The organism is Streptomyces sp. WM4235, assembly GCF_001279725.1.
Taxonomy (GTDB): domain Bacteria; phylum Actinomycetota; class Actinomycetes; order Streptomycetales; family Streptomycetaceae; genus Streptomyces.
In genome coordinates, this window is sequence record NZ_LGDE01000238.1 from 15,391 (window position 1) to 39,573 (window position 24,183).

Consider the following 24,183-nt stretch of genomic DNA (forward strand, 5'->3'; position numbering starts at 1 on the left):
GTGCGTCGTGGCGACCGGCCAAGGCACGGCGAAGGTCAGCCGGCGTCCCCGCGCCCGGCCCTCAGCGCACGGCGGGTCTCCTCCTCGATCAGGTCGGTGTTGATGGCGACGGCCGCCCGGACCCCTTGCGCGGCGGCGCCCGCCACCTGCTCCATCGGGGCCGTCACGTTGCCCGCCGCCCATACACCGGGCAGCGCCGTCGCCCCGGTCTGCGGATCCGAGTCCACACAGGTGCCGACCACCCGGCCGCCCCGCTCGATCGTGGCCTCCGGCAGCCCCAGGCCGGTCAACACCCCGGACCGGGCGGTGAACCGCGGGGCCACCACCAGCGCCCGACAGGCCACCGACCGGCCATCAGCCAGCACGACCGCGGCGAGCCGGTCGTCCGTACCCACGTCCAAGCCCGTCACCTCGCCCTCGATCACCTCGACCCCCCGGGCCGCGAGCAGTTCGCGCTCGTCCCGTCCCGGCGCCCAGGTGTGGGACAGCAGCGTCACCCGGTCGCTCCACTGGCGCCAAAGCCCCGCCTGGTGCACGGCGAGGGGCCCGGTGGCCAGCACGGCGAGGGGCAGGTCCCGCACCTCCCATCCATGGCAGTACGGGCAGTGCAGCACGTCCCGCCCCCAGCGGTCCCGCAGCCCCGGCACGGGCGGCAGCTCGTCCAGCAGCCCGGTCGCGACCAGGAGCCGGCCCGCCCGTACGACCGAGCCGTCCCCGCACCGGACCAGGAATCCCCCGCCCGGTACGCGGTCGGCGGCGACGACGGTACCTGCGGCCCCGGACCGGATCCGGGCCCCGTACCCGAGTGCCTCCGCCCGCCCGCGGGCCAACAGCTCGGCGGGGTTAGCGCCGTCGTGACCGAGGTACCCGTGCACGTGCGCGGCAGGGGCGTTGCGCGGACTTCCGGAGTCGAGCACCAGCACCGACCGCCGGGCCCTGGCCAGGGTCAACGCCCCGGCGAGCCCGGCGGCTCCACCACCCACGACCACGACGTCCGCGACATTCGCGCCGTCCGCCACACCAAGCCCACTCGTCACACCCGTCGCACTCACCGCACCCGTCGAACTCACAGCACCCACCACATTCGTCGCACCCGTCGAACGCACAGCACCCATCACGCCCACCACACCCGTCGTACTCACAGCACCCGTCGTACTCACTGCACCCACCTCACCCATCGCAATCCAATCCACCCGCCACACCCGTCTCGCGGACTCGCTTCCGTCCCCTGGCGGCCCCGAGCGTCACCCCGACGCGCCCCGCTTGACAAATGTCCTTGCCGAATCGGCAAATGGAGCCATGGCCCCCGCACCCGCCGGACCCACCGGACCCACCGACCCCGCGGCATCCACCACCGAGCCCTGGGTACGCGCCGCTCCCCGACCGAACGCCGTCGTGGGCGTCGGCCTCGTCGTGGTCGACACCGACGGCCGAATCCTGCTCGGCCTGGCCCATGACGGCCGCTGGGAACTCCCCGGCGGCAAGGTGGACCCCGGAGAGGGCTTCGAACAGGCCGCGGCGCGGGAACTCGCCGAGGAGACGAGCCTGCGCGCGAAACCCGAGGACATCGACGTCCTGGCCGTCCACATCGACTCCGCGTCCGGCGTGACGCGACTGACCGCGGCCGCCGTCACCCGCACCGCCGAGGGCACACCGGCGGTCACCGAGCCCGACAAGATCGCCCGTTGGGCCTGGTTCGCCCCCACCGAGATCCCGGCGGACCTCTACGTCCCCTCGGTGACGGTCCTGCGCACCTGCCTCCCCGAAGCCCGCGACCTTCCCACGGTCTCGACGTACGACTACGCGACGCACGGCTGGGCCGGCACGCATCCGCAGTGAGAACGGCGTCCTTCGGGGCGGCAGGCCGATTCCAGCCCCAGCCTGACCACCCGGCCCGGCGAACGTCGCCGTACATGCCGCCGAGCACCCAGGCGGCGTCGGGCCGTCCGGGCATCTCGTCACCGGTGAGACCGTCGTCCTGGGCGAGCCCGGCGAGCCAGTCGGTCTCGGAGGCGGCCGCGAGGGGCCACGGGGCAAAGAGGTCCGCCCGGATCGGCGACAGGCCCTTCGTTCAGGTCGCCGCCCCCGCGGTCGGCCTCGACCTCGGTGCGAAGTTGCCGTCGCGCAGGTCCTCCGCCAGCAGCCGCTTGGCGATGGCGTCGGCGGCCGCCCGCAGTTCCGCGCTGCGCGGCCGACCCCGGTCCTTCTCCAACCGGTCGCCGAGCCAGTCGCCCCAGGCGCGCGAGATGACGCCCGCCTCCCGCTCTCCCGCCGGGGTCAGGGAGACGAAGTCGTTCTCGCGGACCAGGTACCCCTCGTCCACCATCCGTTCGAAGACCGGCAGCAGGACTTCCGGCGGGAGCGAGCGCCGCGCCGCGACCAGGCCGAGGCTCGCGTACCCGACCGTCCGGATCAGCAGGTCCACCTGCATCACCGCCCACGCCCCCGCGATGTCCAGGCGGGTGTCCGAGGCGGCGACGATCCCGCGCGCCGTGTCCGCCCCCATGCTCCGTACGAGTTTGCCGACGGCCAGCTCCAGCAGTTTCGCCGAGTCCCCGGAGGCCGTGGCGGGCGAGCCGAAGCCGTCGCCCATGTCGGTCGAGCCGGCCCGGGCGCTGTCACGCAGCCTGACCTGCTTGAGGAAGAGGGCGACGACGAACCCGAACAGCGCGACGGGCACCGTCCACAGGAACACCGTGTGCAGGGCGTGCGCGTACGCCTCGATGATCGGCGCGGCCGTCGCCGGGTCCAGCCCGTGCACCCCCTCGGGGCTGTGCGCGGCCTCGGCCACCTGTGCCGGGTCCGCTCCGGTGGCTCGCGCGGCCTCCGGGATCGCGGCCTCCAGTGCGGGTCCCAGGGTGTTCGCGTAGATGGTGCCGAAGACGGCGGTGCCGAAGGCGCTGCCGAGCGTACGGAAGAAGGTGACGCCGGAGGTGGCCGTGCCGAGGTCGGCGTAGTCGACGGTGTTCTGCACGGCGATCGTCAGGACCTGCATGGACAGGCCGATGCCGGTGCCGAGCACGAACATGTACAGCGATTCCAGCCAGGACGCGGTCCCCGGCTCCATCCGCGAGAGCAGGTACAGGCCCAGTGCCATGACGGCGCAGCCGACGATGGGGAAGATCCGGTAACGGCCGGTCTTGCTGACGGTGTTTCCGCTGAAGACGGAGGCGATCAGCAGGCCGATCACCAGGGGCAGGGTGCGGACGCCCGAGATCATGGCGGAGTCCCCGTCCACGTACTGGAGGTACGTCGGCAGGAAGGTCATCGCGCCGAGCATCGCGAACCCGACGACGAAGCTCAGGACGGAGCACACCGCGAAAACGGGGTTGTGGAAGAGCCGCATCGGCAGCATCGGCTCCGCGGCCCGCGTCTCGACCAGGCAGAAGAGGGCCAGCGCGACGAGACCGCCCGCGAACAGGCCGATGATGACACCCGAGGTCCAGGCGTACTCGTTGCCACCCCAACTGGTCGCCAGGATCAGCGCGCTCGCCCCGATGGCGATCAGGGCGATGCCCAGGTAGTCGATGACCGGTTTTCCCTCGGCGCGCACCGACGGGATGGTGCGGGCGGCCGCGATGACGACGAGGATCGCGATGGGAACGTTGACGTAGAAACACCAACGCCAGGTCAGCTGGTCGGTGAACAGTCCGCCGAGCAGCGGTCCGATGACGGTGGCGACACCGAAGACGGCGCCGATCATGCCCTGGTACTTGCCGCGCTCGCGCAGCGGGACCACGTCGGCGATCAGCGCCATCGCCGTGACCATCAGGCCGCCGGCGCCGATGCCCTGTACGCCGCGCCACACGATCAGCAGGGTCATGTTGCTCGCGAGACCGCACAGGAACGAGCCGGTGATGAAGATGACGGCGGAGAGCTGGAAGATCAGTTTTCGGCCGAAGAGGTCGCCGAACTTGCCGACCAGTACGGTCGAGACCGTCTCCAGCAACAGGTACGAGGTGACCACCCACGACATGTGGTCGCCACCGCCGAGGTCGGCCACGATCGTGGGCAGAGCGGTGCCCACGATCGTCTGGTCGAGCGCGGCCAGTAGCACGCCGAGCATGATCGTGCCGAAGACGACGTTGCGCTGCCGCCGGTCGAGCACGGGGGGCGCCGCGACTACGGCGGGGGCGGTGGTCACATCTCGCACTCTCACAGCGCGCCCGGCGCGGCGCATGCGGCGCTGGGCCGTACGACTGACCCCAGCCGGCCGGGCACGACCGGCCGGACGCCTCCCCCCGGCGCCGCGTCAGCGCAGGTAGGCCAGCCCCGGATGCTCCGCCGCGTACCCGTCGAGGAGGCGGCGGGCCACGCCCACCGAGTCCACGAGCGGGTGCAGGGCGAAGGCCTTGACGGCGCTCGCCCGCGAGCCGCTCGCCGCCGCGGCGAGGACCTCCCGCTCCACCGCCTTGACCGAGGTCACCAGCCCCACCGCGTGCAGCGGCAGGGGGGCCACGCCCACCGGGTGCGCCCCGTTGGCGTCGACCAGGCAGGGCACCTCGATGACCGCCTCGGCGTCGAGCACGGACAGGGTGGAGCCGTTGCGGACGTTCAGGATCAGGGTGGCGCGTTCGTCCCGGGCGATGGCCCGCATCAGCGCGAGCGCGACCTTCTCGTAGCCGCCGGACTCCAGGTCGCTCTCGTCGCGGTCGCCGACGCCCGCGGCCTCGCGATTCTCGGCCATGTACGTGGCCTCGCGCTCGGCCCGGGTGCGGTCCCAGGCCGCGAGTGCCGCGCCGGCGGGCCGGCCGGGCAGGGCCGCCTCGGCGTAGAACCCGCGTTGCCGGTCGCGCAGGAAGGCTCCGCGGGTCTGCTCGACCTCCTGGTAGGCGCGCACGGTGTCGCGGTTGAAGTAGTAGTAATGGAGGTACTCGTTCGGGATCGCGCCGAGCGAGCGCAGCCATGCGGCGCCGAAGAGCCGGCCCTCCTCGAAGGACTCCAGGGCCGCGTCGTCCGCCAGCAGCCGGGGCAGTTCGTCGCGTCCGCCGACGCGCAGCCCGCGGACCCATCCCAGGTGGTTGAGGCCCACGTAGTCGATCCAGGCTTCCTCGGGCCGGGCCCCCAGCAGGCGCGCGATGCGCCGGCCGAGCCCCACCGGGGAGTCGCAGATGCCGATCACCCGGTGGCCGAGTTCCTCGGCCATCGCCTCGGTCACCACGCCGGCCGGATTGGTGAAGTTGATGACCCAGGCCTCGGGGGCGATCCGGGCGATCCTGCGGGCGATCTCGCGTACCACCGGCACGGTCCGCAGGCCGTACGCGATCCCGCCCGCGCCCACGGTCTCCTGCCCCAGGACTCCCTCGGCCAGGGCGATCCGTTCGTCGGCGGCGCGGCCGTCGAGGCCTCCGACGCGAATGGCCGAGAAGACGAAGTCGGCTCCGCGCAGGGCCTCGTCGAGGTCCGTGGTGGTGACGACCGTCGGCGCGTCCGGTACTCCGGCGGCCTGGTCCGCGAGCACCCGTGCCATGACGGTGAGCCGGCCGGAATCCTCGTCGTACAGGGTCACGCGGGTCACCCGGCCCTCGGCGTGGTCGCCGAGCAGGGCTCCGTGGACGAGCGGTACGCGGAATCCGCCCCCGCCGAGGATGGTCAGCCGCACGCTTCTACCGCCCTTCGCCAGTGCCACGATCGGCGACACGGATGCGGTGGCGCGTCCTGCGCGTTCCCGCTCCGCGGCATCCGGGACGCGGCACACGATCAAGGACCCCAGTGTCCCCCGCCGGCGCCCCGCCGGGGATCACCGCGTCTACGACGGCACGGCGCGCAGGCGCGCCCCCTGCTGGTACGGGGACGTCGCCACGCCGCGGATCGGGCCGGTCGGCAGACCGTTCGGCGCCGACAGGACGAGGGTGATGCGGGCCAGGCCCATCTCCTCCAGCATGCGGCTCGATTCGGCCACCATCCGGCAACGCACCAGACCCCAGCCGGGGTCCGGGTGGCGCACGGTGCGTACGGCCCCGTCCAGTTCGGCGGCGGCCGCCCCGTGGGTGCTCAGCCAGTGGGGGACGCCGTACCGGTAGGCGGCCTCCATGAACGGGTCACGGGCGACCTCCTGGCGGATGCTGCGCAGCCCCTCGTCGTCAGGGGCGACGGCCAGGGCGTTGGCGAACTGGGCCAGGAGCGGTACGCACCAGGCCGGTTCATGGTCCTCCAGAACGGCGGCCGCGTCCGGGTGGAACAGTACGAAGCGCAGGAAGTTGTCGTCCGGCAGGGCCGTGGGGTGCGGGCGCACGGACTGGAAGAGCCGGTCGAAGGCGGAGTTGGTCAGGGCCACGTCCCAGCGGTGGTCCACCAGGAAACTCGGGTACGGCACGGCTTCCATCAGGGCCGCGTAGTCGCACAGGTAGTCGCGCTGGGCGGGGTCCTCGGGCAGCCGGTTCTCCTCCGCCGCGCGCCAGGTGGGCGGCGGGTCCCGGTCGACCATGACGCGGAACAGCCAGAAGCACTGGCGCTCGCTCATCTCCAGGGATTCAGCCAGGGCGAGCAGCTTCCGGTCGGTCCATTCCTTGACCAGGCCGCGTTCCCAGTTTCCGTACGCGCGCACGCTGATGCCCAGCCGTGCGGCGATGTCCTCCTGGCTCAATCCGAGTTCTTCGCGGCGCCGGCGCAAAATCTCCTTGCGTCGCTCCGACCGCACTGCGCCACGGGCGGTTTCATCGTCCGCCAGGCGCTCCTCACCGGCTCGGGCGAGGCCATCGGACGGGCCCACCGCTGCGAGATGTAGCACCGAGAGCTCCCCCTCCTCACGGTCTGGATCTTCATTTCCGTGTGGCGATCCTGCTACCGACTTCATTCGAGTGTCAACTATTGTGGCAATTCCAGCCTCTTGGCAGCTCATTCCCGCCACAGCTGTGGCAAGTTCTGGCCCTGCCGCGCGAGACCGGATAGATTCCCTGAGGCCGACTCACGTGCCTGTACCGACCTCGCGCGATCTAGGAGAACCACTGGTGACAGACGGCTTCCCGGCTCCCGTCGCGGTGGCCAACGTGTCTCTGGCAGCCACCGTCACGCGGGTAGCCGAACTCGCGGGCAAAATGGGCCGTGACCTTAACCAGGTCTTCGACCTGCGCAAGCTCTCGGACGCCTCCGGCGTTCCCACGGACGTGGTCAAAACCCTCCTCGACGGCCGGCGGGCCGGCGAACCCGACCTCCAGACACGCTTCCTCCAGCGGCTGGACCTGCTGCGGCGCACCCGGGTGAAACCCAACGGCCGCCGCTACACTCAGCAGGAGATCGCGGACGGCGCGGGCATGTCCCGGCAGCAGGCAGGAGCCTTGATCAACGGCGACCGGCGGCCCACCATGGAGCACTGCGACGCCATCCAGCGCTTCTTCGGGGTACACGCGGGCTTCCTCACCGCCCACGACGCCGACGCCCTGACCGATGCGCTCCAGCGGACCGAACAGCAGTTGCTCCAGGACTTCGCCGGACGCGAGCGGCAAACCGTACCGGCCGAAACCGCTTCGGTGGGCGATCCGCTGGCAAGACTCCTGCAGGACCACGGAGTGCGGGGGATCGCCTGGCGCGCCGCCCAACTGCCCAGCGACAAGCACCGGGACAAAGTGACCGAATGGCTGGACATGCTCCTGGAAAGCGTCAAACCGAACGAATCATGACCCAGTCGAAAGTCTGGATCTGATCCTTGAGTCCTGATCCGGATCCGCGCCGACGGGGAGAACGGTGAGCATAGGCAGAGAGCAGCGGCGGTTGTGTGGGGAACTCGTGGCCGGCCTCAAGCTGACCACCCCCGTGGAACCCGTGGACCTCTACGCCGCCCTCTGTGAGGGCATGAGCAGACACCGCGGCCGGCCGGTGCAGTTCCGGATGGCACCGTTCCCCCAGGGGACGGCGAGCGGCCTGTGGCTCGACATGGCGGACCGCGATCTCGTGGTCATCGAGGAACGCACGGCGCCGGACCACCAATTGGTGATCCTCGGCCACGAGCTATGGCACATGAAGGCCGGTCACTGCAGTCACCACGTCGACGGAGCCGCCGTCGCCGCCCGGATGTTGACCGACGAAGCCGACCTCGGCGAGACGGTTCGCCGGGTCGCCGCGCGCACCCGCGCCGACGTTCGGGAAGAGACCGACGCGGAAACCTTCGGCCTCCTCCTCGGCAGCCGGTGCCGGACGTGGCTGGCCGGGTCCTCCGGCCAGCGCGCACCCGCGCAGCGCGACCAGTTGGCGGGCCGCATCGAGACCTCCCTCGGCTACCGGGGGCACAGGAACGAGCATTGAACGGACAGGACTACTACATACCGGCCGTCGCGATGGCGATCTCCCTCGTCTTCAAACTGCCGGCACTGCGGACCAACTGGCGTGACCCGCTGCTGCGCTCGGTCTGTTTCCTGCTGCTCCTGGCCGGATCCGTGTTCACCTTCGCCGCCCCGCCCACCATCGGGGCCGTCAACCGGTGGACGGGAATCACCAACTTCTCCGCCCCCTGGGTCTACTGCCTGATGACGGCGTTCAGCGCCTCCTGTCTCGTCCTCCTCCTCAACTGGAGGGGCGGACCCGCCGAGGACATCCGGCGCGCCTCCCGCCGGTGGATCACCGGCTACGCCCTCGTCATCGCCGTCATCATGATCCTCTTCGCCCTCGGCTCCACCCCCGTGGAACGGCTGCGGGACTTCGACACCTACTACGCGAACACCCCGTGCATCGGGCCGATGATCGGCCTCTACCTGGTGGCGCACACCGTGGCGGCCATGACCATGGTGGCGATGTGCTGGCGCTGGTCCCTCCAGGTGAACGGCTGGCTGCGCAGCGGCCTGGTCGTCATCGTGTGCGGATACGCCTTCAGCCTCACCTACGACGCCGCGAAGTTGTCCGCGGTCGTGGCCCGCTGGACCGGGCACGACCTGGACGACCTGAGCACCTACGTGGCCCCGCCGCTCGCCGCCGTGGGCGCGCTGATCAGCGCCATCGGCTTCGTGGTGCCGCTGCTCTGCCAGCGGATGTCGGACAGCCTGCACGCCTGGTCGACGTACCGCCGCCTGGGCACGCTCTGGCACGAGGTCCAGCGCACCGCGCCCGCCGGCGTCCCCGGCGTGCGGATGTCCTGGTGGTCCCCGGCCGAGATCCGGGTGATCCAGCGGGAGTCCGACATCCACGACGGTTTCCTGCGGCTCGGCCCGTGCTTCGACCGGCGGCACCGGGATCTCGCCTACGAACGGGCCCGCGCGGACGGCGAGGACGAGGTGACGGCGCGCGCCGTGGCCGACGCCGCGATGGTGGCGGCGGCCGTACGCGCCGACGTCGCCGACGCTGAGAGCGCCGGGGACGAGGGCGAACGGGTGCTGATCACCGCCGAGGGAGCGCGCGACCTCGTACGGATCTCCCACGCGCTGCGGCACTCCCCCGTGGTGGCGGCGGTGCGCCGGCAGGCCGCCCTCGCCGGGACCGGCCCGTAGGCCCGTCCCGGCCGGAGCCCGGAGAGACGGTCTAGCGGGAAGCCGTCACCGAAAGGGCGGGGAAGAGGTCCTGGAAGGGCCCGGCCGAGTCGATCCCGTCCCGGCCGTAGGGCGCGTCGAAGCTCCACACCATGAACAGCAGCATCACGATCAGCGCGCTGAACAGCCCCGCCAGCAGCAACTCCCGCCCGGAGCGGCGGATCTGGAGGGTGAAGATCAGCCCGACCGTGACTATCCCGCCGACCAGCAGACCGAACCACACCACGCCCGGCAGCGTGGACTCGTCGCTCTGCAGCCGCGAGTGGCGGGCGTCGTCGGCGGTCGCGATGTGGTCGAGCAGCGGCTGGTAGGCCTGTGCCTGGAGTTCGGTGGTCGGGCTCTGGTGGGTGACGTCGCCGCGCAGCGTGCCGAGCAGCCGCGCACCCTCGGCGGAGGCGGACTCACCCGAGGTCAGGAGCGGCCAGTCCACGGCGACGGTGTGGGCGACGTACGCGTTCACCTCGCCCCGGATCCGGTCGCGGACCGGGGCCGGGTAGACGTCGGCGCGCTGGGTCACCTCGTACAGCGACTGGGCCTCGCGGCGCACGCTGTCCTCGGCGGTGCCGCGCGCCTCCCAGACGCCCGCGATGGCCAGGCCCAGGACGATCGCGTAGACCACGCCGACCATCATCGTCATGTACTCGATGACGTCGGGGGTCTCGCTGGTGTCCTCGTCGGCGGCGACCCGGCGGTGCCGGATCGTGGTGATGGTGAGGACGAGGGCGCAGACGAGCGCCATGGCGATGGCCAGGACCAGCCATTCGGACACGAGGGATCTCCCGTTCGGAAGTTCGGTGGGGAAAGGACCGCGAGGCCGCCGGGCGGCTAGCCGCGGCCCTTGGAGCGGGGTCGCAGCGCGGCGGCGGCGAGCACCGCCGGGGTTCCGACGACGACCATGAGCATCATGGCGGACAGGCCGTCGGGGGCTCGGCGTTCGGACGCCGAGGGGTGGTACGGGCGCATCCGGAAGGCGCTGGTGAACTCCGTGGCCGTCCTCGCCCGGGCCGGCGCGGGCGCGGCCGACGGCACGGGCTCGGCGGGCGAGGCGGCGGCCGGTGCCCCCGGCCGGGCCGGGGCGGCCGGGGGCCGGACGGGGAGTCCCGGTGCCGGGGCGGTGTGCGGGCCCTCGGGGGCCGCGGGGAGCCCCGGGGCCCGGCCCGGGTGGTGCGCGGTCGGCCCGGCGCCGGGCAGGGTCATCCGTACGGGCGGCCGGAGGACGGGTGGCACGACGGACGGTACGGACGGCGGCAGGACGACGGCCGGCCCGCCGGCGGGTGGCCGGACGTGCAGGGACCCGCCCGGTACGCACACGTCCACCCGGGCGCCCCGCCCGTGGCCGTCCCCGGCCACGGCCACGTGCCCGTGCAGCGGACAGAGGGCGCCCACCAGGCCCGCCCCGGCGACGTACTGCCATGCGGTCACCACGCGGCACGACCTCCTGATCCGTTCGTCAGTCATGACCGGCGGCAGCGCGGGTCACGGCTGAAGAAACGATCACGGCGCGGCTTCGACACGCGCCATACAGGTCAAGATCTTGTACGAAGGGTCACCTCGGGCTTCGGCCGGCCCGCCCCCACCGGCCCGGCTCGTCCCGTCACGGCGTCCACACCGGCGTGGACCGGTGATCGGCGGGCCGATTCCGGCAGCTCAGCGGGGCGGTGCGGGTGTCGGGCTCGGCCGTGTGAAAGGTCTCGGGGACCGGAGGCGCGGTCACATAGGCTGCCTGTATGTCCGCTTCCGCCGCCCTCCCGGAGCCACCCCGCGAACCGCCCGTCGCCGTGTGGAGTGTGCTGCGGCGGCCGGGCCGGTTCCTCACCTCCTGGTGGCCCTGGCGCTGTTGGGGATACCTCGGTACCGGATCCGTTCTGGGCTACGCCGTGTTGCTCGCCCTGCTCGGGCTGGTCGGCCTGGGACTGCTGCTCGCCGTCGTCGGCGTCGGGCTGCCGCTGCTGATCGCGGCCGCGACGCTGGGCGTGCCGCTCGGGCGGCTGGAGCGGCGGCGGCTGCGGTTCGTGGAACCGGCGCCGGTCGCCGACCCGCACGCCTCGCTCGCCGGGGCCCGGATGTCCGCCCGGCTGCGCACCCGGCTGCGGGAACGGTCCACCTGGCGGGAGTTGGGGTACGCCGTCCTGCTCGGGCCCGTCTTCGGGGCGGCCGGCTTCGGGGTGCTCACGCTGCTCGCGTTCTCCCTGGTCCTCGTCGCGACCCCGGTGTTCGTGTGGGCCGTCGCCCCGGACCAGGTCATGCTGATCCCCGGCCGGGTGGTGTCCGGCCCGCTGGAGGCCTTCTGCGGCACCGCCGTCGGTCTGTTCGCACTGGCCGTGACCGGGTACGCCGGGGCGCTGCTCGCGGGGGCTCAGGTGAAGACCGTACGGCTGCTCCTCGGCCCGCGCGAGGAGGACGCCCGGGTGTGGGAACTGACCCGCTCACGGGTCCGTCTCGTCGATGCCTTCGAGGCCGAACGGCGGCGCATCGAAAGGGACTTGCACGACGGGGCACAGCAGCAGCTGGTGGCCCTGAGCATGACGCTGGGGCTCGCCGAGATGGAGCTGCGCGAGGTCCCGGGGGCGGTCGACGCCGCCGCGCTCGTGGCCCGGGGGCGGGGCGAGGCACGGCTGGCCCTGGAGCAACTGCGCGACCTCGTCAGGGGAATCCACCCTCAGGTGCTCACCGATCACGGTCTCGCGGCCGCCGTCGCCGAGGTCGCGCAGCGCCACCCGGCGGCGGTGACGGTGGACCTGGACCTGCCCCGGCTGCCCGACTCCGTCGAGATCACCGCGTACTTCACGGTCACCGAGGCCCTGGCGAACGCGGCCAAGCACAGCGGGGCCGCGCACATCGGCATCGCCGGTAGGGTCGAGACGGGCCGACTCACTCTCACCATCACCGACGACGGCCGCGGCGGGGCCGACCCCGGCGCGGGAGCGGGTCTGGCGGGTCTCGCGGACAGGGTGGCGATGTTGCAGGGCAGGCTGGTGGTGTCCAGTCCGGTGGGCGGACCGACCGAACTCCGGGTGGAGGTGCCGTGCTCCGGCTGATCCTCGCGGAGGACTCCGTGCTCCTGCGGGCCGGGCTCACCGAGTTGTTGACCCGCGGCGGCCATCACGTGATCGCCGCCGTCGGCGACGCCGATCAGCTGGTGCGGGCCGTGGAGGCGGAGCGACCCGACGTGGTCGTCACGGACGTGCGGATGCCCCCCGACTTCCGCGACGAGGGGCTGCGGGCGGCACTCGAACTGCGCGCCCGGGACGCCTCGTTGCCGGTTCTGGTGCTGTCCCAGTACGTGGCGACCGCGTACGCGACCCGGCTCCTCACCGCCGGCGGGCGCGAGCGGGGCGCCGGCGGCCTGGGCTACCTGCTCAAGGACCGGGTCGGCGAGGTGGCCGAGTTCCTCGACGCGCTCGAACGGGTGGCCGGCGGGCAGACCGTCATCGACCCCGAGGTGGTGCGCGTCCTGCTGAGCGCCCGGACGGCGGACCTGCCGCTGTCGCGGCTCACCCCGCGCGAACGCGAGGTCCTGGCCCTGATGGCGGAAGGGCTCAACAACCAGGCCCTGGCGGCCCGTCTGTTCGTGACCGAGGCGGCCGTCGTCAAGCACGCGAGCAGCATCTTCATGAAGCTGGACCTGGACCCGACGGAGGGGAACCGTCGCGTCCTGGCCGTACTGGCCCACCTGCGGGGCGTACAGGCCTGACCGCGCCCGGCGCCCCTCCGCCCGGGGACCCGCCCGTACGGGTCGGGGGCGGCGCGCCCGGACCGGTCCCCGCCGGCCGCTCGGAGCCCGCGACGACGAGGGAGCGGGACGGGAGGGACATCGAGCGGGCCCACAGGGAGAGCACCAAAGGCAGCGCCAGGTACCCGAAGCGGCCCGCCGGGGCCAAGAGGAAGGCCAGGGTGAGACCGATCGCGAGGCGGTCGGCGGCGGCCCGCAGCGTCCGGGGCGGACGCGACACCAGGGACGCGGCCACGCCGAGAGCGCCCACCACGAGCAGACCCGTCGTCAGGTACCAGCCCCACGGCCCGAGTTCCGCCAGCAGATGCCCCGGCAGAGGGCTGCTCGCCGGGGTCGGCACCTCGGCCCGGCCCGTGGGGAAGGCGAACACCTGCCCCCACATCTGCGCCGGCTGGAGCAGCGCGCTCGGCAGCACCAGCGCGGCCGTCCCCGAGACCGCCACGAGGGCGCAGCGCACCGCGGCCCGCCTGCCCCGAGCGGCCGCGAGGACGGCGACCGCCACCGCCACCGCGGGCAGCGCCGTCCACTTCAGCGCGCACGCCCCGGCGAGGGCCGCTCCGGCGAGCGCGGGCCGGCCGGCCACGGCAGCCGCCAGGGCCAGGCAGCACAGCCCGGTCAGCGGCAGGTCGACGCCGCTCACGACCAGCGGCAGCGCCAGGACAGGCGAGGCCACCAGGACGGGCAGCAGGCCCCCCGGCTCCGCGCCCACGACCCGGCGCCCCGCCCACAAGGCGGCGAACAGGGCCGCCGCACACCACAGTCGGGCGTCGCCCGGCGGGCCGGGCAGCACGCCGGGGATGCCGAAGGCCGCCATCCCCGGCAGGTACGGGGTGTAGTCCTCGACCCGCGCCGGGCGGTCGATGTAGATCCGCCCGGAGTCCAGGAGGAGGCGCCCGGACCGCTCGATGACCGCCACCTCGCTCTGCCCCTGCCCGGTCAGCACCAGCCACAGCAGCGGGACGGCCACGGCGCCCGTCAGGGCCACCGCGACGGCCGCCCCCGGCCGGCGGGCGGTGAGGCAGGCCGCTCCGAGGTAGCCGAGGGCCGCGCACCAGCCCCAGAGCCGATGCGGGGCGAGGGTGGAGAACAGCGGGAAGCACAGGGCCCACGCGGCCGCGAGCAGCCACAGTGCGGTCATTCGGCGCGCGGTCCACCAGGAGCCGGGGGAAGGGGTCGGGGAAGGGGTCATGGGTCCATTGCAGCCGTGCTCCCCCGGCGGGGTCTGCACGCCCAAGTGGACACTTCGGGGTGGGGTTTCCCCTACTCCCGGTCCGCGCCGGACACGGGTGAGGGGCGCGACCCGTACGGGTCGCGCCCCTCACTCGGTGAAGCGGTGGGCCTCAGGCCTCCGGAGAGCCGCCGAAGCGCTCCCGGTACGAATCCAGGTCCTCTTCGGTGATCTTCGCGAAGAGCACCGGCGGCACGGTGAACGGCGTGCCGGCCGGAACCGCGTCCAGCGACCTGGCCTGCTCCGGGGTCACCCACGTCGCCGTGTCCTCGGCGAGCGTGAACGCGGAGCGCATGGCGCGCGCCGAGGACGGGATGAACGGCTCGGAGACCACCGAGTAGAGGTGGATGAGGTTCATCGCGGTCCGCAGGGTGAGCGCCGCACCCTCGGGGTCGGTCTTGATCTCCAGCCAGGGGGCCTTCTCCTCCAGGTAGGAGTTTCCGGCCGACCACAGGGCACGCAGCGCCGCCGCCGCCTTGCGGTACTGGAGGGTCTCCATGTGGCCCTCGTACTCGGCGAGCAGCTCGGCGATCTGCCCGCCCAGCTTCGCCTCGGCCTCGCCGGCCGCGTTGCCCGCGGGGACGTCGTCGCCGAAGCGCTTGCGCGAGAAGGACAACACGCGGTTGACGAAGTTGCCGAGGGTGTCGGCGAGGTCCTTGTTGACCGTGGCGGTGAAGTGCTCCCACGTGAAGGACGAGTCGTCCGACTCGGGGGCGTTGGCGATGAGGAAGTAGCGCCAGTAGTCGGCCGGGAGGATCTCCAGCGCGTGGTCGGTGAAGACGCCGCGCTTCTGCGAGGTGGAGAACTTGCCGCCGTAGTACGTCAGCCAGTTGAAGGCCTTGACGTAGTCGACCTTCTTCCACGGCTCGCGGGTGCCGAGTTCGGTGGCCGGGAACATCACCGTGTGGAACGGGACGTTGTCCTTGGCCATGAACTGGGTGTACCGGACGTCCTCGGCCTCGTACCACCACGCCTTGTAGTCGCGGTTCGCCGGGTCGGCGTCCGCCCACTCCTTGGTGGAGGCGATGTACTCGATCGGCGCGTCGAACCAGACGTAGAAGACCTTGCCCTCGGCGGCCAGCTCGGGCCAGGTGTCGGCGGGGACGGGAACGCCCCAGTCGAGGTCACGGGTGATGGCGCGGTCGTGCAGGCCCTCGGTCAGCCACTTGCGGGCGATCGAGGAGGCCAGCTGCGGCCACTCCTCCTCGTGCTCCGCCACCCAGGCCTCGACCTCGACCTGGAGCTTGGACTGGAGGAGGAAGAGGTGCTTGGTCTCGCGGACCTCCAGCTCGGTGGAGCCGGAGATCGCGGAGCGGGGCTCGATCAGGTCCGTGGGGTCCAGGACGCGGGTGCAGTTCTCGCACTGGTCGCCGCGGGCCTTGTCGTAGCCGCAGTGGGGGCAGGTGCCCTCGACGTAGCGGTCCGGCAGGAAGCGGCCGTCGACCGGCGAGTACACCTGCCGGATCGCCCGCTCCTCGATGAAGCCGTTCTCCTGGAGCCGCCGCGCGAAGTGCTGGGTGATCTCGGCGTTCTGCCGCGAGGAGCTGCGGCCGAAGTAGTCGAAGGACAGCTCGAAGCCGTCGTAGACCGCCTTCTGGGCGTCGTGCGCCTGCGCACAGAACTCGGAGACCGAGAGACCGGCCGCCTTGGCGGCGAGTTCGGCGGGGGTGCCGTGCTCGTCGGTGGCGCAGATGTAGAGGACGTCGTGGCCGCGCTGGCGGAGGTACCGGGAGTACACATCCGCCGGAAGCATCGACCCGACCATGTTGCCCAGGTGCTTGATCCCGTTGATGTAGGGAAGCGCGCTGGTGATCAGGTGTCGAGCCATCCTCGGATGCTCCATTCGTTTCATTTGTACGGATTTACGCGTGACGACCCGCGGTGACGGATCGTGATGCTGTTCATCGTATCGAACCGCCCAGAGGCGCCGTCCCGCATTCTTCACGGGTGGACCGAACACAAAAGCGAGGACAGTGACCTCTGCGTCACGGCCCTCGCGATGGGGCCATGCTACAGCCGGGGGGCCGGGGCCCCGACCGGTGGCCGCGGGGTGGACGGCCGCGCCGAACGGGTCCCGCCCCCGGTCCGGCCCGGGCCCGCGGTCCCGGCGTTCAGTCCCGGCCGCCGGCCGCGCCGTCGAGCGCGGTGATCCCGGCGCCGCTCGCCAGCCTTCCGGTCAGCGTGACCGCGGCGCCCCGGGCGCCGGCCGGAGCGGCGAGACTGCGTCCCTTGCTCTCCGCGCGGACCGCGCCGGTCGCGGTGATCGCCGTGACCTCCCGGCTGCCGGCGGCGAGCTGGTACCAGCGGCCGGCCGGGGAGCGCCAGCGGGTGCCCGCGAGCAGGTGCTGTCCGAAGCGCCCGCAGGCGGCGGTGGCCCGCGCCCGCGCCACGTCCTGCGGCGGCCCCGAGGGCGGGCGCAGTTGTACGAGCACGTCCCCGGGGCCGGCCCAGCCGGAGGCCCGGGTGCAGGACCAGACGGCCCGACCGCCTCCGTCGGGGAGTTCCGGGTCGGCGAAGTCCCAGATGTTGACGGCGCGCACCCCGGCGCCGGGGAGTTCCCGCAACCGGCAGGCGACCGGCGCCCAGGCGGCCCGGGCGGCCGTTCCGGTGGCCTCGCGCGGTTGCCGGGCGGGCACGGCGCCGGGTCCGGTGGGCAGCGGTGTGTAGGTGAGGTGCACGGGGGTGAGCGCGCCCAGGTCGGCGAGGACGAAGGCGTGCTTCTCCACGATGCGGGCGGAGGAGGTCAGTTCCAGTGCGGGCCAGGTGTCGCAGGCGCCCGCGGCGCGGGGCACCGCGGTGGGCGCGGTGACCCCGTCGGCGGCGACGTCCAGGGGTTTCGCCGGGTCCCCGGCCCGTGTCAGGTCGCGGGTGCCGGCCTTGGCGATCCACGGTGCGAGCAGGTACCGGGCGGCCGTGCCGGTGCGGCCGAGGCTGAGCGCGGCGGCCGTGGTGACCCCGGACTCGTCGGTACGGGCGAACGCGAGCTCTCGGGCTCGCGGCCCTTCGGCGGCCTCGGCGTAGCGGACGACCCGGTCCGCGTCGAGCAGGAGCACCACGGCCCGGCCGTCGCTGTCCCCCGCGTACAGCAACTGGGGCGGGCGGGCCGGCGGGTCCGTGGGCGTCCCCGGCGCGGCCGTCACCGGCACCTCGCGCGGTCGGGCCGCCCACGTGCCCAGGGCCCGGGCGAGCAGGGCCCGGTCGGCGGCGCGACCGCCCCGGGCGGGCCAGGCGGTGAAGTCGACCCGGGCGGTGTCGGCCCAGGCGTCGGCCGGCACCCTGACCAGCCGTGCGGGGTCCAGTGCCCCGGCGGCCACCGGACCGGCGAGCGGCCGGACGTCGGGCGACCGCGACGCGGTGTGGGCGGCCAGGACCCCGCCGACGACGGCGAGCGCGGCCGTCGCGGCCCATACGGCCCGGACCCGGCGGCGGCGGCGCAGCAGGTCGGTGGGGCGGGCGCTGACCACGCTGGCGTCGAACTCCGGGTTCCGCAGGGCCTCCGGGAGCGCCTCCCCCGCGCGGGACCCGCCGTCCGGGTCGGCGGTGTCCCCCGCGGGGACCGCCATCGCCTCCCGGACGGCGTCCGCCGGGTCGGCGGCGCCGGCCGCGCGGAGCAGTCGTACGACGCTCTCCTCGGGCAGGCCGTCCAGCCGGTGCAGCACGAAGGCGGCTCGCACCGGGGCGGACGCGCCGGCCAGCAGTCGGGCGGCCTCGTCGATCCCGCCGGCCGGGGGCCACAGCCTCAGCCCCCACACGAAGGGCGGGGCGGGTGGCCAGGAGAGCCGGGCCAGGGCGGCGCGGGTCCGACCGGCCCGGGCGAGGGAGGCGCGGAGCACGCGTACCCGCACGTCCTCCAGCGGGGCGCCGGGGTCGTCGGGACCGCCCGGACCGTCGGCCCCGGTGCCTCCTCCCCCGGTGTGCGGGAGCGCGCGCTGCACGGCCTTGTGTGCCAGCAGTACGCGGGTGTGCCGCCCCGATGTCCCGGGGAGCGTCACGTAGGCGAGCCGTACCAGTCGGGGGTACTGCTCGACGATGACCGCCTCGGCCTGCTCGACTGCGGTGGTACCGAATCGCTGTGATGTGCCCACGCTCCGACAAACGAGTGAATCTTGGGATGGTCACACGTGGTGCGCGGTGGGCGCGGTGCCGGAGGGGCCGGCACGCGAACGGCATATGCGTATGCGCCGGTTGAGGGGCGGCTCGATCGAAGTTGGTCGCAAGTCGATCACCACTGTGCCGATTGCTTCCAGCTTTCTTCTATACGCCCTCCGAGTGCGCCCGCGCTGACACGCTGGCGGTGCGAGCGCCCAGGGGATGAGGGCTCAGGGGATGGGGTGGAGCGGTGAACGATGGCGGACCGGAGGAGCCCGGCGGTGCCGTGGGGCTGCCGAGCCGGCGACGGCAGCCGACTCCGATGACCCAGTGGGATCCGCCCGCGCGCCTGTCGTACTGGGCCTTCCACACCAACCGGCGGCCCGCCTACATGCGGTTCGCCTACCTCCAGCTGGGCTCCGACGCCGCCGCCGAGGACGCGGTGGACGCCACCTTCGACACGCTCATGAACGACTGGCTCCGCATGCTGCACATGGACCGCCTGGACGCCTACGCCTGGACCGTCCTCAAACAACGGATCGTCGATCGACAGCACCGGCGCGTCCCGTGCCCCCGGCCGATGGACATCAGCGCCTTCGAGGCGGCGCTCAAGGAAGCCCACTGCGATCACTACGAGGTGCTGACCGACACCATCCGCTTCTACTCGGCCGTCTCGCGGCTCGCCGAACGGCAGCGGGACACCGTGATGCTGCGGTACGGCCTCCAGTGCACCCCCGGGGAGGCCGCCTCGGTGATGGGTGTCGACGAGGCCACGGTCCGCTCGCAGCTCGGCCAGGCGCACCGTCGACTCGCCCGGCTGCTCGACGCGTCCGTCGAGTCATGAGGCCGCGCGAGAGCCGGGACCGCGACGGAACCCCTCGCTCCCTGGCCGAGTTCCTGGCCCGGGCGGGCGTCCGCGACCGCTACCCGCACTACGACCTCGGCGCGGCCGAGGCCCGGTTGCTGCGCTTCCCCCGGACGCCCGCCGGCCGCGCACGGCGCGGTTCCCCCCTGGGCTGGAGCGATCCGGCCCGGGACGTGCCGCTCGACGCCGAGCGGGCCCGGCGCGACCTGAAGTCGGCCTGCCTGGGCGCCGTGTGCGATCCGAACGCGGAGGCCAGGCTCGCCTCCTTCGCCCGCGGCGGGCACACCGACCTGGCCGGCGCGGTGGTCTTCGGCTGCCTGCTGCACCTGTCCGGTCTCCGCGAAGGGGCCAGGTTCTGGTGGCAGTTCGCGGCCGGCTCCGGGCGGGCCCGGACCGCGGCGGCCGCCTACTGCCTTTTCCTCGACCACTCCCGGCGCGGCGAGCACCACGACGCCCGCGTCTGGGCCCGGGAGCTGGGCCGCCGCGGGTACCGGCCCGCCGGCCACCGGGAGCTGCGCGAGGTCCGGCTGTGCGCGCAGGCGGCCGTCCTGCGCTACGTGGACCAGCTCGACGATCCCGACCTGGGACCGGTGCCGCTGCCCAAGCCGGGGCTGACGACCGTGCTGGCGGCGTTCCGCCCCGCGCCTGCGCCGCCCGCCCCCGCCGCACCGGGCGTCGGCCCGCCGCGCCGGCCGCCCCTCACCGGGGCCTCCCGTGCCGGCGGATCGCTCGGCGCGGCGGGCGAGGCCCTCGCGCAGGCCCGCCGCGCGCTGGCCGTCGTACGCGTACTGGAACGTCGCCCGCTGGGCGTGCGGACCTGCCAACTGGGGCGTGAATCGGGCCTGTCCGAAGCGGAGCTCGCGCCACTGCTGTCGATGCTGTGCGAGGAGGGGTACGCCTGCCGGCCCGGCGCGGGGGTCTTCGGCCGCGGACCGGCCCTGGACCGGCTCGCCGCCCCGGGCCTCGCGGGCCTCGCGGAGCAGCTCCGGCGTGCCCTGGCACGGGAAGGCTCGGGGGCCGCCGTCCACCTCGGCCGGCACCCGGACGAGGAGGCCCGGATCCCGCGGCCGGCGGACGGGCCCGGTATGCCGACGGGGTGGCGGTGGCCGGACTTCCGCGCCGGCGCGCACACGGCCGGCGTCGGGGAGTGCCCGTTCACCCGGTTCGACCACGAACTCGGCACGGACCACGTGGCGCGGCTCCGCCCGGCCCGGCCGACGCCGTCGGCCGTCATCACCGACGGCCGCGTCCTGTTCCATGCCCTCGACCCGATGGCGCCGGGCGTCCCGGTCCTCGATCTGCGTGCCTGCTCCCCCGGGGCCGGCTGCCCGGTCGCGCCGATCGACAGCGCCGCCGCCGGCTGCCTCGCGCTGTCGCTGCCCGCGCCGCACGCGCAACGGCTGCGGCGCGCCGGCGACCTCCTGCGCCGCACGGCGGTCCCGGTGCTCCTGGCCCTCCTCCTGTCGGGCGCGATCCCGGCGGACGCGCCCGCCGTGCGGGTTGACGTCACGGAGGCGGCGAACGCTCCGAGCCCCCCGGTCCCGCCGGTCTCGCCCGCCGGGATCACCCCGGAGACCCTGCGGCACCTGCGCAAGCTGTTCCGTACCCCGGTCGGCGGTGGCGCCGGCGCGGACGGCCCCCACCTGGTCAGCGACCCGGTCGCGGCGGCCGCGTACCTCTTCGACGCCGTACCGGAGGACGCCGAACGGCCGCGGCTGGCGCTCCCCCACACCTTCGCGCCGCTCACTCCCGGCAGCCTGACCGCGCCGGGAGGGCTGGTGGTGCTGGGGACGGACGAGACGTGACGGGCCTCAGGCCGGTGGCACGAAGGAGTCCAGTGCCGCGTCGAAGTGGCTCCGCGCCTCGCCGAGCCGTCCCACGGGGGCGGAGACCCAGACGTCGTACATGCTGCCGTTCTCGTCCCAGCAGAGGTCGAAGGTGTGCCGGGCGCCCTCCGCCGCGGTGAAGCCGTTCCAGGTGAACTCCCACAGCGCGGCGGGCAGTCCGTTGTGGGTGGTCCGCACGATCGTGTTGTCGCGGTAGCCGGGATTGGTGTCGGGGCCGCCCGCGTCGGAGGTCTTCATCGCCGCGGGCGGTCCGCCGGCGACCGGCGGCGTCGACTTGATGCCGATACGGAAGGCCCCGTCCGGGGAGACGTAGAAGACCCGCTGGTCATCGGTGGTGCGCTGGTACCCCTGGGGCACGGCGAGGCTGAACCCCTCCCGGTCGACGACGGTGCGGTAGCCGGCGGGCGCGGGTTTCGTGGGCACGGAACGCTCGGGCCGCGGGGTCCGCGCTTCCACGGGCGCGGGGGTCGCCGTGGGCGGGAGGACGGCGTTCGCGGGGCTCGGGGAGGCCGGGATCCCGGCCGCGGATCCGGGCGCGCCGGCCGGGGTCGTGGCGGCGGGGGCGGCCGTGTCGGTCCGCCCCCGCGACCCGTCGTCGAACAGCGAGGTCACGATCACGGTGGCGACGACCGCCAGGACGACCAGGGCCACGACCAGCCCGATCCGCAGGGCCGGGCGGGCCGGGGCGGCGGCGGGGCCGGCCGGTCGAACCACGTGCTCGGTCGGGGAATAGCCGGGCGGGGTGCCGGTGCCGGGCGCCGCCTTCCGACCGGAGGTCCCGGCGGGCGGGGTCGCGGCGGCGGCCCGGTCGAGCAGGGGCACCTTGCCGGTGGCCACGTACGCCGACAGCAAGCGCTTCGTCTCGGCGGCGTCCAACCGTCGCTCCGGATCCCGGTCCAGCAGGCCGTGGATGACCGGCAGCAGCGGCCCCGCCTTCGCCGGCGGGCGGATCTCGTCGTGGACGACGGCGTGCAGCACCCCGCCGAGGGAGTCCCGGTGGAAGGGCGATTCCCCGGTCAGGGCCGCGCACAGCAGGGCGCCCAGTGACCACAGGTCGGATTCGGGTCCCGCCGCGGCGCCCTGCATGCGTTCGGGGGAGGTGTACTCGGGTGAGCCGACGAAGGCGCCGGTCTCGCTGATGGTCGTGGAGCCGGCGAGGTGGGCGATGCCGAAGTCGGTCAGGACCACCCGGTCGGTGTCGGCCTCCATCAGGACGTTGGCGGGCTTGACGTCCCGGTGGAGCACCCCGCGGGCGTGGGCCGCGGTCAGGGCGCCGAGCAGGGCGAGTCCGGTGCGGGCGGTCTCGGCGGGGTCCAGCGGGCCCGCGGCGGCGAGCCGGTCCGCGAGGGACCCGCCGTCGACGAGTTCCATCACGATGTACGGCCGCCCGTCGTCCTCCACCACGTCGTGGACGACGACCACGTGCGGATGCCGGACCTGCGCCACGGTGCGTGCCTCGCGCAGGGCTCCCGCGGCTTCCGTTCCGTCCCCGACGTGGAGTTCCTTGACGGCGACCGACCGTCCGAGCAGCTCGTCGGTCGCGCGCCAGACGGTCCCCATCCCGCCCCTGCCCAACCGCTCCTCCAGCCGGTAACGCCCGGCGACCACAGTCCTGTTGCGCGGATCGTGCTGCGACACGTCTCTCCCCCTCGCCCCGTTCAGGGCCATGATGCCGCACAACGCAAAAAGCCCCACCGAAGTGGGGCTTTCGTGCTGGTGTCCGAGGGGGGACTTGAACCCCCACGCCCGATAAAGGGCACTAGCACCTCAAGCTAGCGCGTCTGCCATTCCGCCACCCGGACCAGGTGGTCGGCCCCGGTTTCCCGCGGCGACATGGACAACAATAGCAGGGGATCGACGTGGTTCCGACCAGGTATTCGGCTCCCGTGGAATCCGACGCGCCGCGCTGACCTGCGGGCATACCCCGCGGGGCCTGACGAGACGGATCGTCTCTCCGCTCGGCCCGGGGATGGGCGGGCTCGCGTTCCCGTGAGCGGGTCGGGCCGGCTACGGGCAGTGGATGACCTGACCCGCGTACGAGAGGTTGCCGCCGAAGCCGAAGAGCAGGACCGGGGCGCCGGAGGGGATCTCGCCGCGCTGGACCAGCTTGGACAGGGCCATCGGAATGCTCGCGGCCGAGGTGTTGCCGGAGTCGACGACATCGCGGGCGACCACGGCGTTGACGGCTCCGATCTTCGCGGCGAGCGGTTCGATGATCCGCAGGTTCGCCTGGTGCAGGACGACGCCGGCGAGGTCCTCGGGGGTGATCCCGCTGTTCTCGCACACCTTGCGGGCGAGCGCGGGCAGCCGACTGGTGGTCCACCGGTAGACGGCCTGGCCCTCCTGCGCGAAGACCGGGGGCGAGCCCTCGATCCGCACGGCGTGGCCCATCTCGGGCACCGAGCCCCACAGCACCGGGCCGATGCCGGGCCGCTCGCTCGCCTCGACCACGGCGGCTCCGGCGCCGTCGCCGGTCAGCACGCAGGTGGTGCGGTCGCTCCAGTCGGTGATCTCGGTCATCTTGTCGGCGCCGATGACCAGGGCGCGGGTGGCGGCGCCGGCGCGGATCGCGTGGTCGGCGGCGGCCAGGGTGTGGGTGAAGCCGGAGCAGACGACGTTGATGTCCATGACGGCGGGGCCGCCGCCCATGCCCAGCTTGGCCGCGACGCGGGCGGCCATGTTGGGGGAACGGTCGATCGCGGTGGACGTGGCCACGAGGACGAGGTCGATGTCGTCGGGGGTGAGTCCGGCGTTCGCGAGGGCCTTGCCCGCGGCCTGGAAGGCCAGCTCGTCGACCGGCTCCTCGGGCCCCGCCATGTGACGCGTCTTGATGCCGACCCGGGATCGGATCCACTCGTCGTTGGTGTCGACCATGGCCGCGAGGTCCTCGTTGGTGATCACTTTCGCGGGCTGGTAGTGCCCTAGCGCCACCACGCGTGAACCGGTCATGGGCGGAAATCCCCTCG

General features: G+C 73.4%; 19 protein-coding genes and 1 tRNA gene. 8 read left to right on the top strand and 12 right to left on the bottom strand.

Features of this window, described 5'->3' with window-relative positions; all coding sequences use genetic code 11:
- Positions 1 to 35: 35 nt before the first annotated feature.
- Positions 36 to 1,037: an NAD(P)/FAD-dependent oxidoreductase gene (locus ADK55_RS17890; protein WP_234350116.1), complete on the bottom strand. Its 1,002-nt coding sequence runs from the start codon at positions 1,035 to 1,037 to the stop codon at positions 36 to 38.
- Between the two features lie 262 nt (positions 1,038 to 1,299).
- Here ADK55_RS17890 and ADK55_RS17895 point away from each other — a divergent pair, with 262 nt between their 5' ends.
- On the top strand, positions 1,300 to 1,839 hold the full coding sequence (locus ADK55_RS17895; RefSeq protein ID WP_053679950.1) for a nucleotide triphosphate diphosphatase NUDT15: 540 nt from the start codon (positions 1,300 to 1,302) through the stop codon (positions 1,837 to 1,839).
- 232 nt (positions 1,840 to 2,071) lie between these two features.
- Here the strand turns inward: ADK55_RS17895 and ADK55_RS17900 are convergent, their stop codons facing one another.
- From ADK55_RS17900 to ADK55_RS17910, 3 genes are all read right to left on the bottom strand, one after another.
- Entirely contained in the window at positions 2,072 to 4,180 is a 2,109-nt protein-coding gene (locus tag ADK55_RS17900) for an MDR family MFS transporter (protein ID WP_053679952.1), read from the bottom strand.
- Between the two features lie 72 nt (positions 4,181 to 4,252).
- Positions 4,253 to 5,602 carry a 6-phospho-beta-glucosidase gene (locus ADK55_RS17905; RefSeq protein ID WP_053679953.1) on the bottom strand — a complete coding sequence of 450 codons (1,350 nt, stop codon included), beginning with the start codon at positions 5,600 to 5,602 and terminating at the stop codon, positions 4,253 to 4,255.
- 147 nt (positions 5,603 to 5,749) lie between these two features.
- On the bottom strand, positions 5,750 to 6,841 hold the full coding sequence (locus ADK55_RS17910; protein WP_420713641.1) for a helix-turn-helix domain-containing protein: 1,092 nt from the start codon (positions 6,839 to 6,841) through the stop codon (positions 5,750 to 5,752).
- Positions 6,842 to 6,950: 109 nt separating this feature from the next.
- On the opposite strand from ADK55_RS17910, the gene ADK55_RS17915 reads away from it, so the two are divergent.
- From ADK55_RS17915 to ADK55_RS17925, 3 genes are all read left to right on the top strand, one after another.
- Positions 6,951 to 7,619 carry a helix-turn-helix domain-containing protein gene (locus tag ADK55_RS17915; protein ID WP_053679957.1) on the top strand — a complete coding sequence of 223 codons (669 nt, stop codon included), beginning with the start codon at positions 6,951 to 6,953 and terminating at the stop codon, positions 7,617 to 7,619.
- Positions 7,620 to 7,683: 64 nt separating this feature from the next.
- On the top strand, positions 7,684 to 8,241 hold the full coding sequence (locus ADK55_RS17920; protein WP_053679959.1) for a hypothetical protein: 558 nt from the start codon (positions 7,684 to 7,686) through the stop codon (positions 8,239 to 8,241).
- A complete protein-coding gene (locus ADK55_RS17925; protein WP_053679961.1) occupies positions 8,238 to 9,416 on the top strand; it encodes an MAB_1171c family putative transporter in 1,179 nt (392 codons plus the stop codon). Before ADK55_RS17920 ends, ADK55_RS17925 begins: the two co-directional genes overlap by 4 nt.
- Before the next feature lie 31 nt (positions 9,417 to 9,447).
- Here the strand turns inward: ADK55_RS17925 and ADK55_RS17930 are convergent, their stop codons facing one another.
- Positions 9,448 to 10,224 carry a DUF4239 domain-containing protein gene (locus tag ADK55_RS17930; RefSeq protein WP_053679962.1) on the bottom strand — a complete coding sequence of 259 codons (777 nt, stop codon included), beginning with the start codon at positions 10,222 to 10,224 and terminating at the stop codon, positions 9,448 to 9,450.
- Positions 10,225 to 10,280: 56 nt separating this feature from the next.
- Positions 10,281 to 10,880 (bottom strand): hypothetical protein, encoded by a 600-nt coding sequence (locus tag ADK55_RS17935; RefSeq protein ID WP_053679965.1) that lies wholly within the window; start codon positions 10,878 to 10,880, stop codon positions 10,281 to 10,283.
- A 302-nt stretch (positions 10,881 to 11,182) separates the two neighbouring features.
- Here ADK55_RS17935 and ADK55_RS17940 point away from each other — a divergent pair, with 302 nt between their 5' ends.
- The gene (locus ADK55_RS17940; RefSeq protein ID WP_053679967.1) at positions 11,183 to 12,493 is read left to right on the top strand and encodes a sensor histidine kinase; all 1,311 of its coding nucleotides are present in this window, start codon (positions 11,183 to 11,185) and stop codon (positions 12,491 to 12,493) included.
- A complete protein-coding gene (locus ADK55_RS17945; protein ID WP_053679969.1) occupies positions 12,481 to 13,149 on the top strand; it encodes a response regulator transcription factor in 669 nt (222 codons plus the stop codon). Before ADK55_RS17940 ends, ADK55_RS17945 begins: the two co-directional genes overlap by 13 nt.
- On the opposite strand, the gene ADK55_RS17950 is transcribed toward ADK55_RS17945, so the two are convergent.
- From ADK55_RS17950 to ADK55_RS17960, 3 genes are all read right to left on the bottom strand, one after another.
- The gene (locus ADK55_RS17950) at positions 13,067 to 14,377 is read right to left on the bottom strand and encodes a glycosyltransferase 87 family protein (RefSeq protein ID WP_234350120.1); all 1,311 of its coding nucleotides are present in this window, start codon (positions 14,375 to 14,377) and stop codon (positions 13,067 to 13,069) included. The two genes, ADK55_RS17945 and ADK55_RS17950, sit on opposite strands and share 83 nt — an antisense overlap.
- Before the next feature lie 151 nt (positions 14,378 to 14,528).
- Complete coding sequence (gene metG / locus ADK55_RS17955) at positions 14,529 to 16,244, bottom strand: methionine--tRNA ligase (protein ID WP_053679973.1); 1,716 nt, start codon at positions 16,242 to 16,244, stop codon at positions 14,529 to 14,531.
- Between the two features lie 283 nt (positions 16,245 to 16,527).
- The gene (locus ADK55_RS17960) at positions 16,528 to 18,501 is read right to left on the bottom strand and encodes a hypothetical protein (protein WP_053679974.1); all 1,974 of its coding nucleotides are present in this window, start codon (positions 18,499 to 18,501) and stop codon (positions 16,528 to 16,530) included.
- 326 nt (positions 18,502 to 18,827) lie between these two features.
- On the opposite strand from ADK55_RS17960, the gene ADK55_RS17965 reads away from it, so the two are divergent.
- Together ADK55_RS17965 and ADK55_RS17970 are read left to right on the top strand one after the other, a co-directional pair.
- The gene (locus tag ADK55_RS17965) at positions 18,828 to 19,349 is read left to right on the top strand and encodes a sigma-70 family RNA polymerase sigma factor (protein WP_234350122.1); all 522 of its coding nucleotides are present in this window, start codon (positions 18,828 to 18,830) and stop codon (positions 19,347 to 19,349) included.
- On the top strand, positions 19,346 to 21,175 hold the full coding sequence (locus ADK55_RS17970; protein WP_053679976.1) for a hypothetical protein: 1,830 nt from the start codon (positions 19,346 to 19,348) through the stop codon (positions 21,173 to 21,175). The genes ADK55_RS17965 and ADK55_RS17970 overlap by 4 nt, the downstream gene beginning before the upstream one ends.
- A gap of 6 nt (positions 21,176 to 21,181) precedes the next feature.
- Here ADK55_RS17970 and ADK55_RS17975 read toward each other — a convergent pair whose 3' ends face one another.
- The 3 genes from ADK55_RS17975 to ADK55_RS17985 form a co-directional block, all read right to left on the bottom strand.
- On the bottom strand, positions 21,182 to 22,777 hold the full coding sequence (locus ADK55_RS17975) for a serine/threonine-protein kinase (RefSeq protein WP_234350125.1): 1,596 nt from the start codon (positions 22,775 to 22,777) through the stop codon (positions 21,182 to 21,184).
- 154 nt (positions 22,778 to 22,931) lie between these two features.
- Positions 22,932 to 23,019 (bottom strand) — tRNA-Leu (locus ADK55_RS17980).
- Between the two features lie 205 nt (positions 23,020 to 23,224).
- The gene (locus tag ADK55_RS17985; RefSeq protein ID WP_053679978.1) at positions 23,225 to 24,166 is read right to left on the bottom strand and encodes a beta-ketoacyl-ACP synthase III; all 942 of its coding nucleotides are present in this window, start codon (positions 24,164 to 24,166) and stop codon (positions 23,225 to 23,227) included.
- Between the last annotated feature and the right edge of the window lie 17 nt (positions 24,167 to 24,183).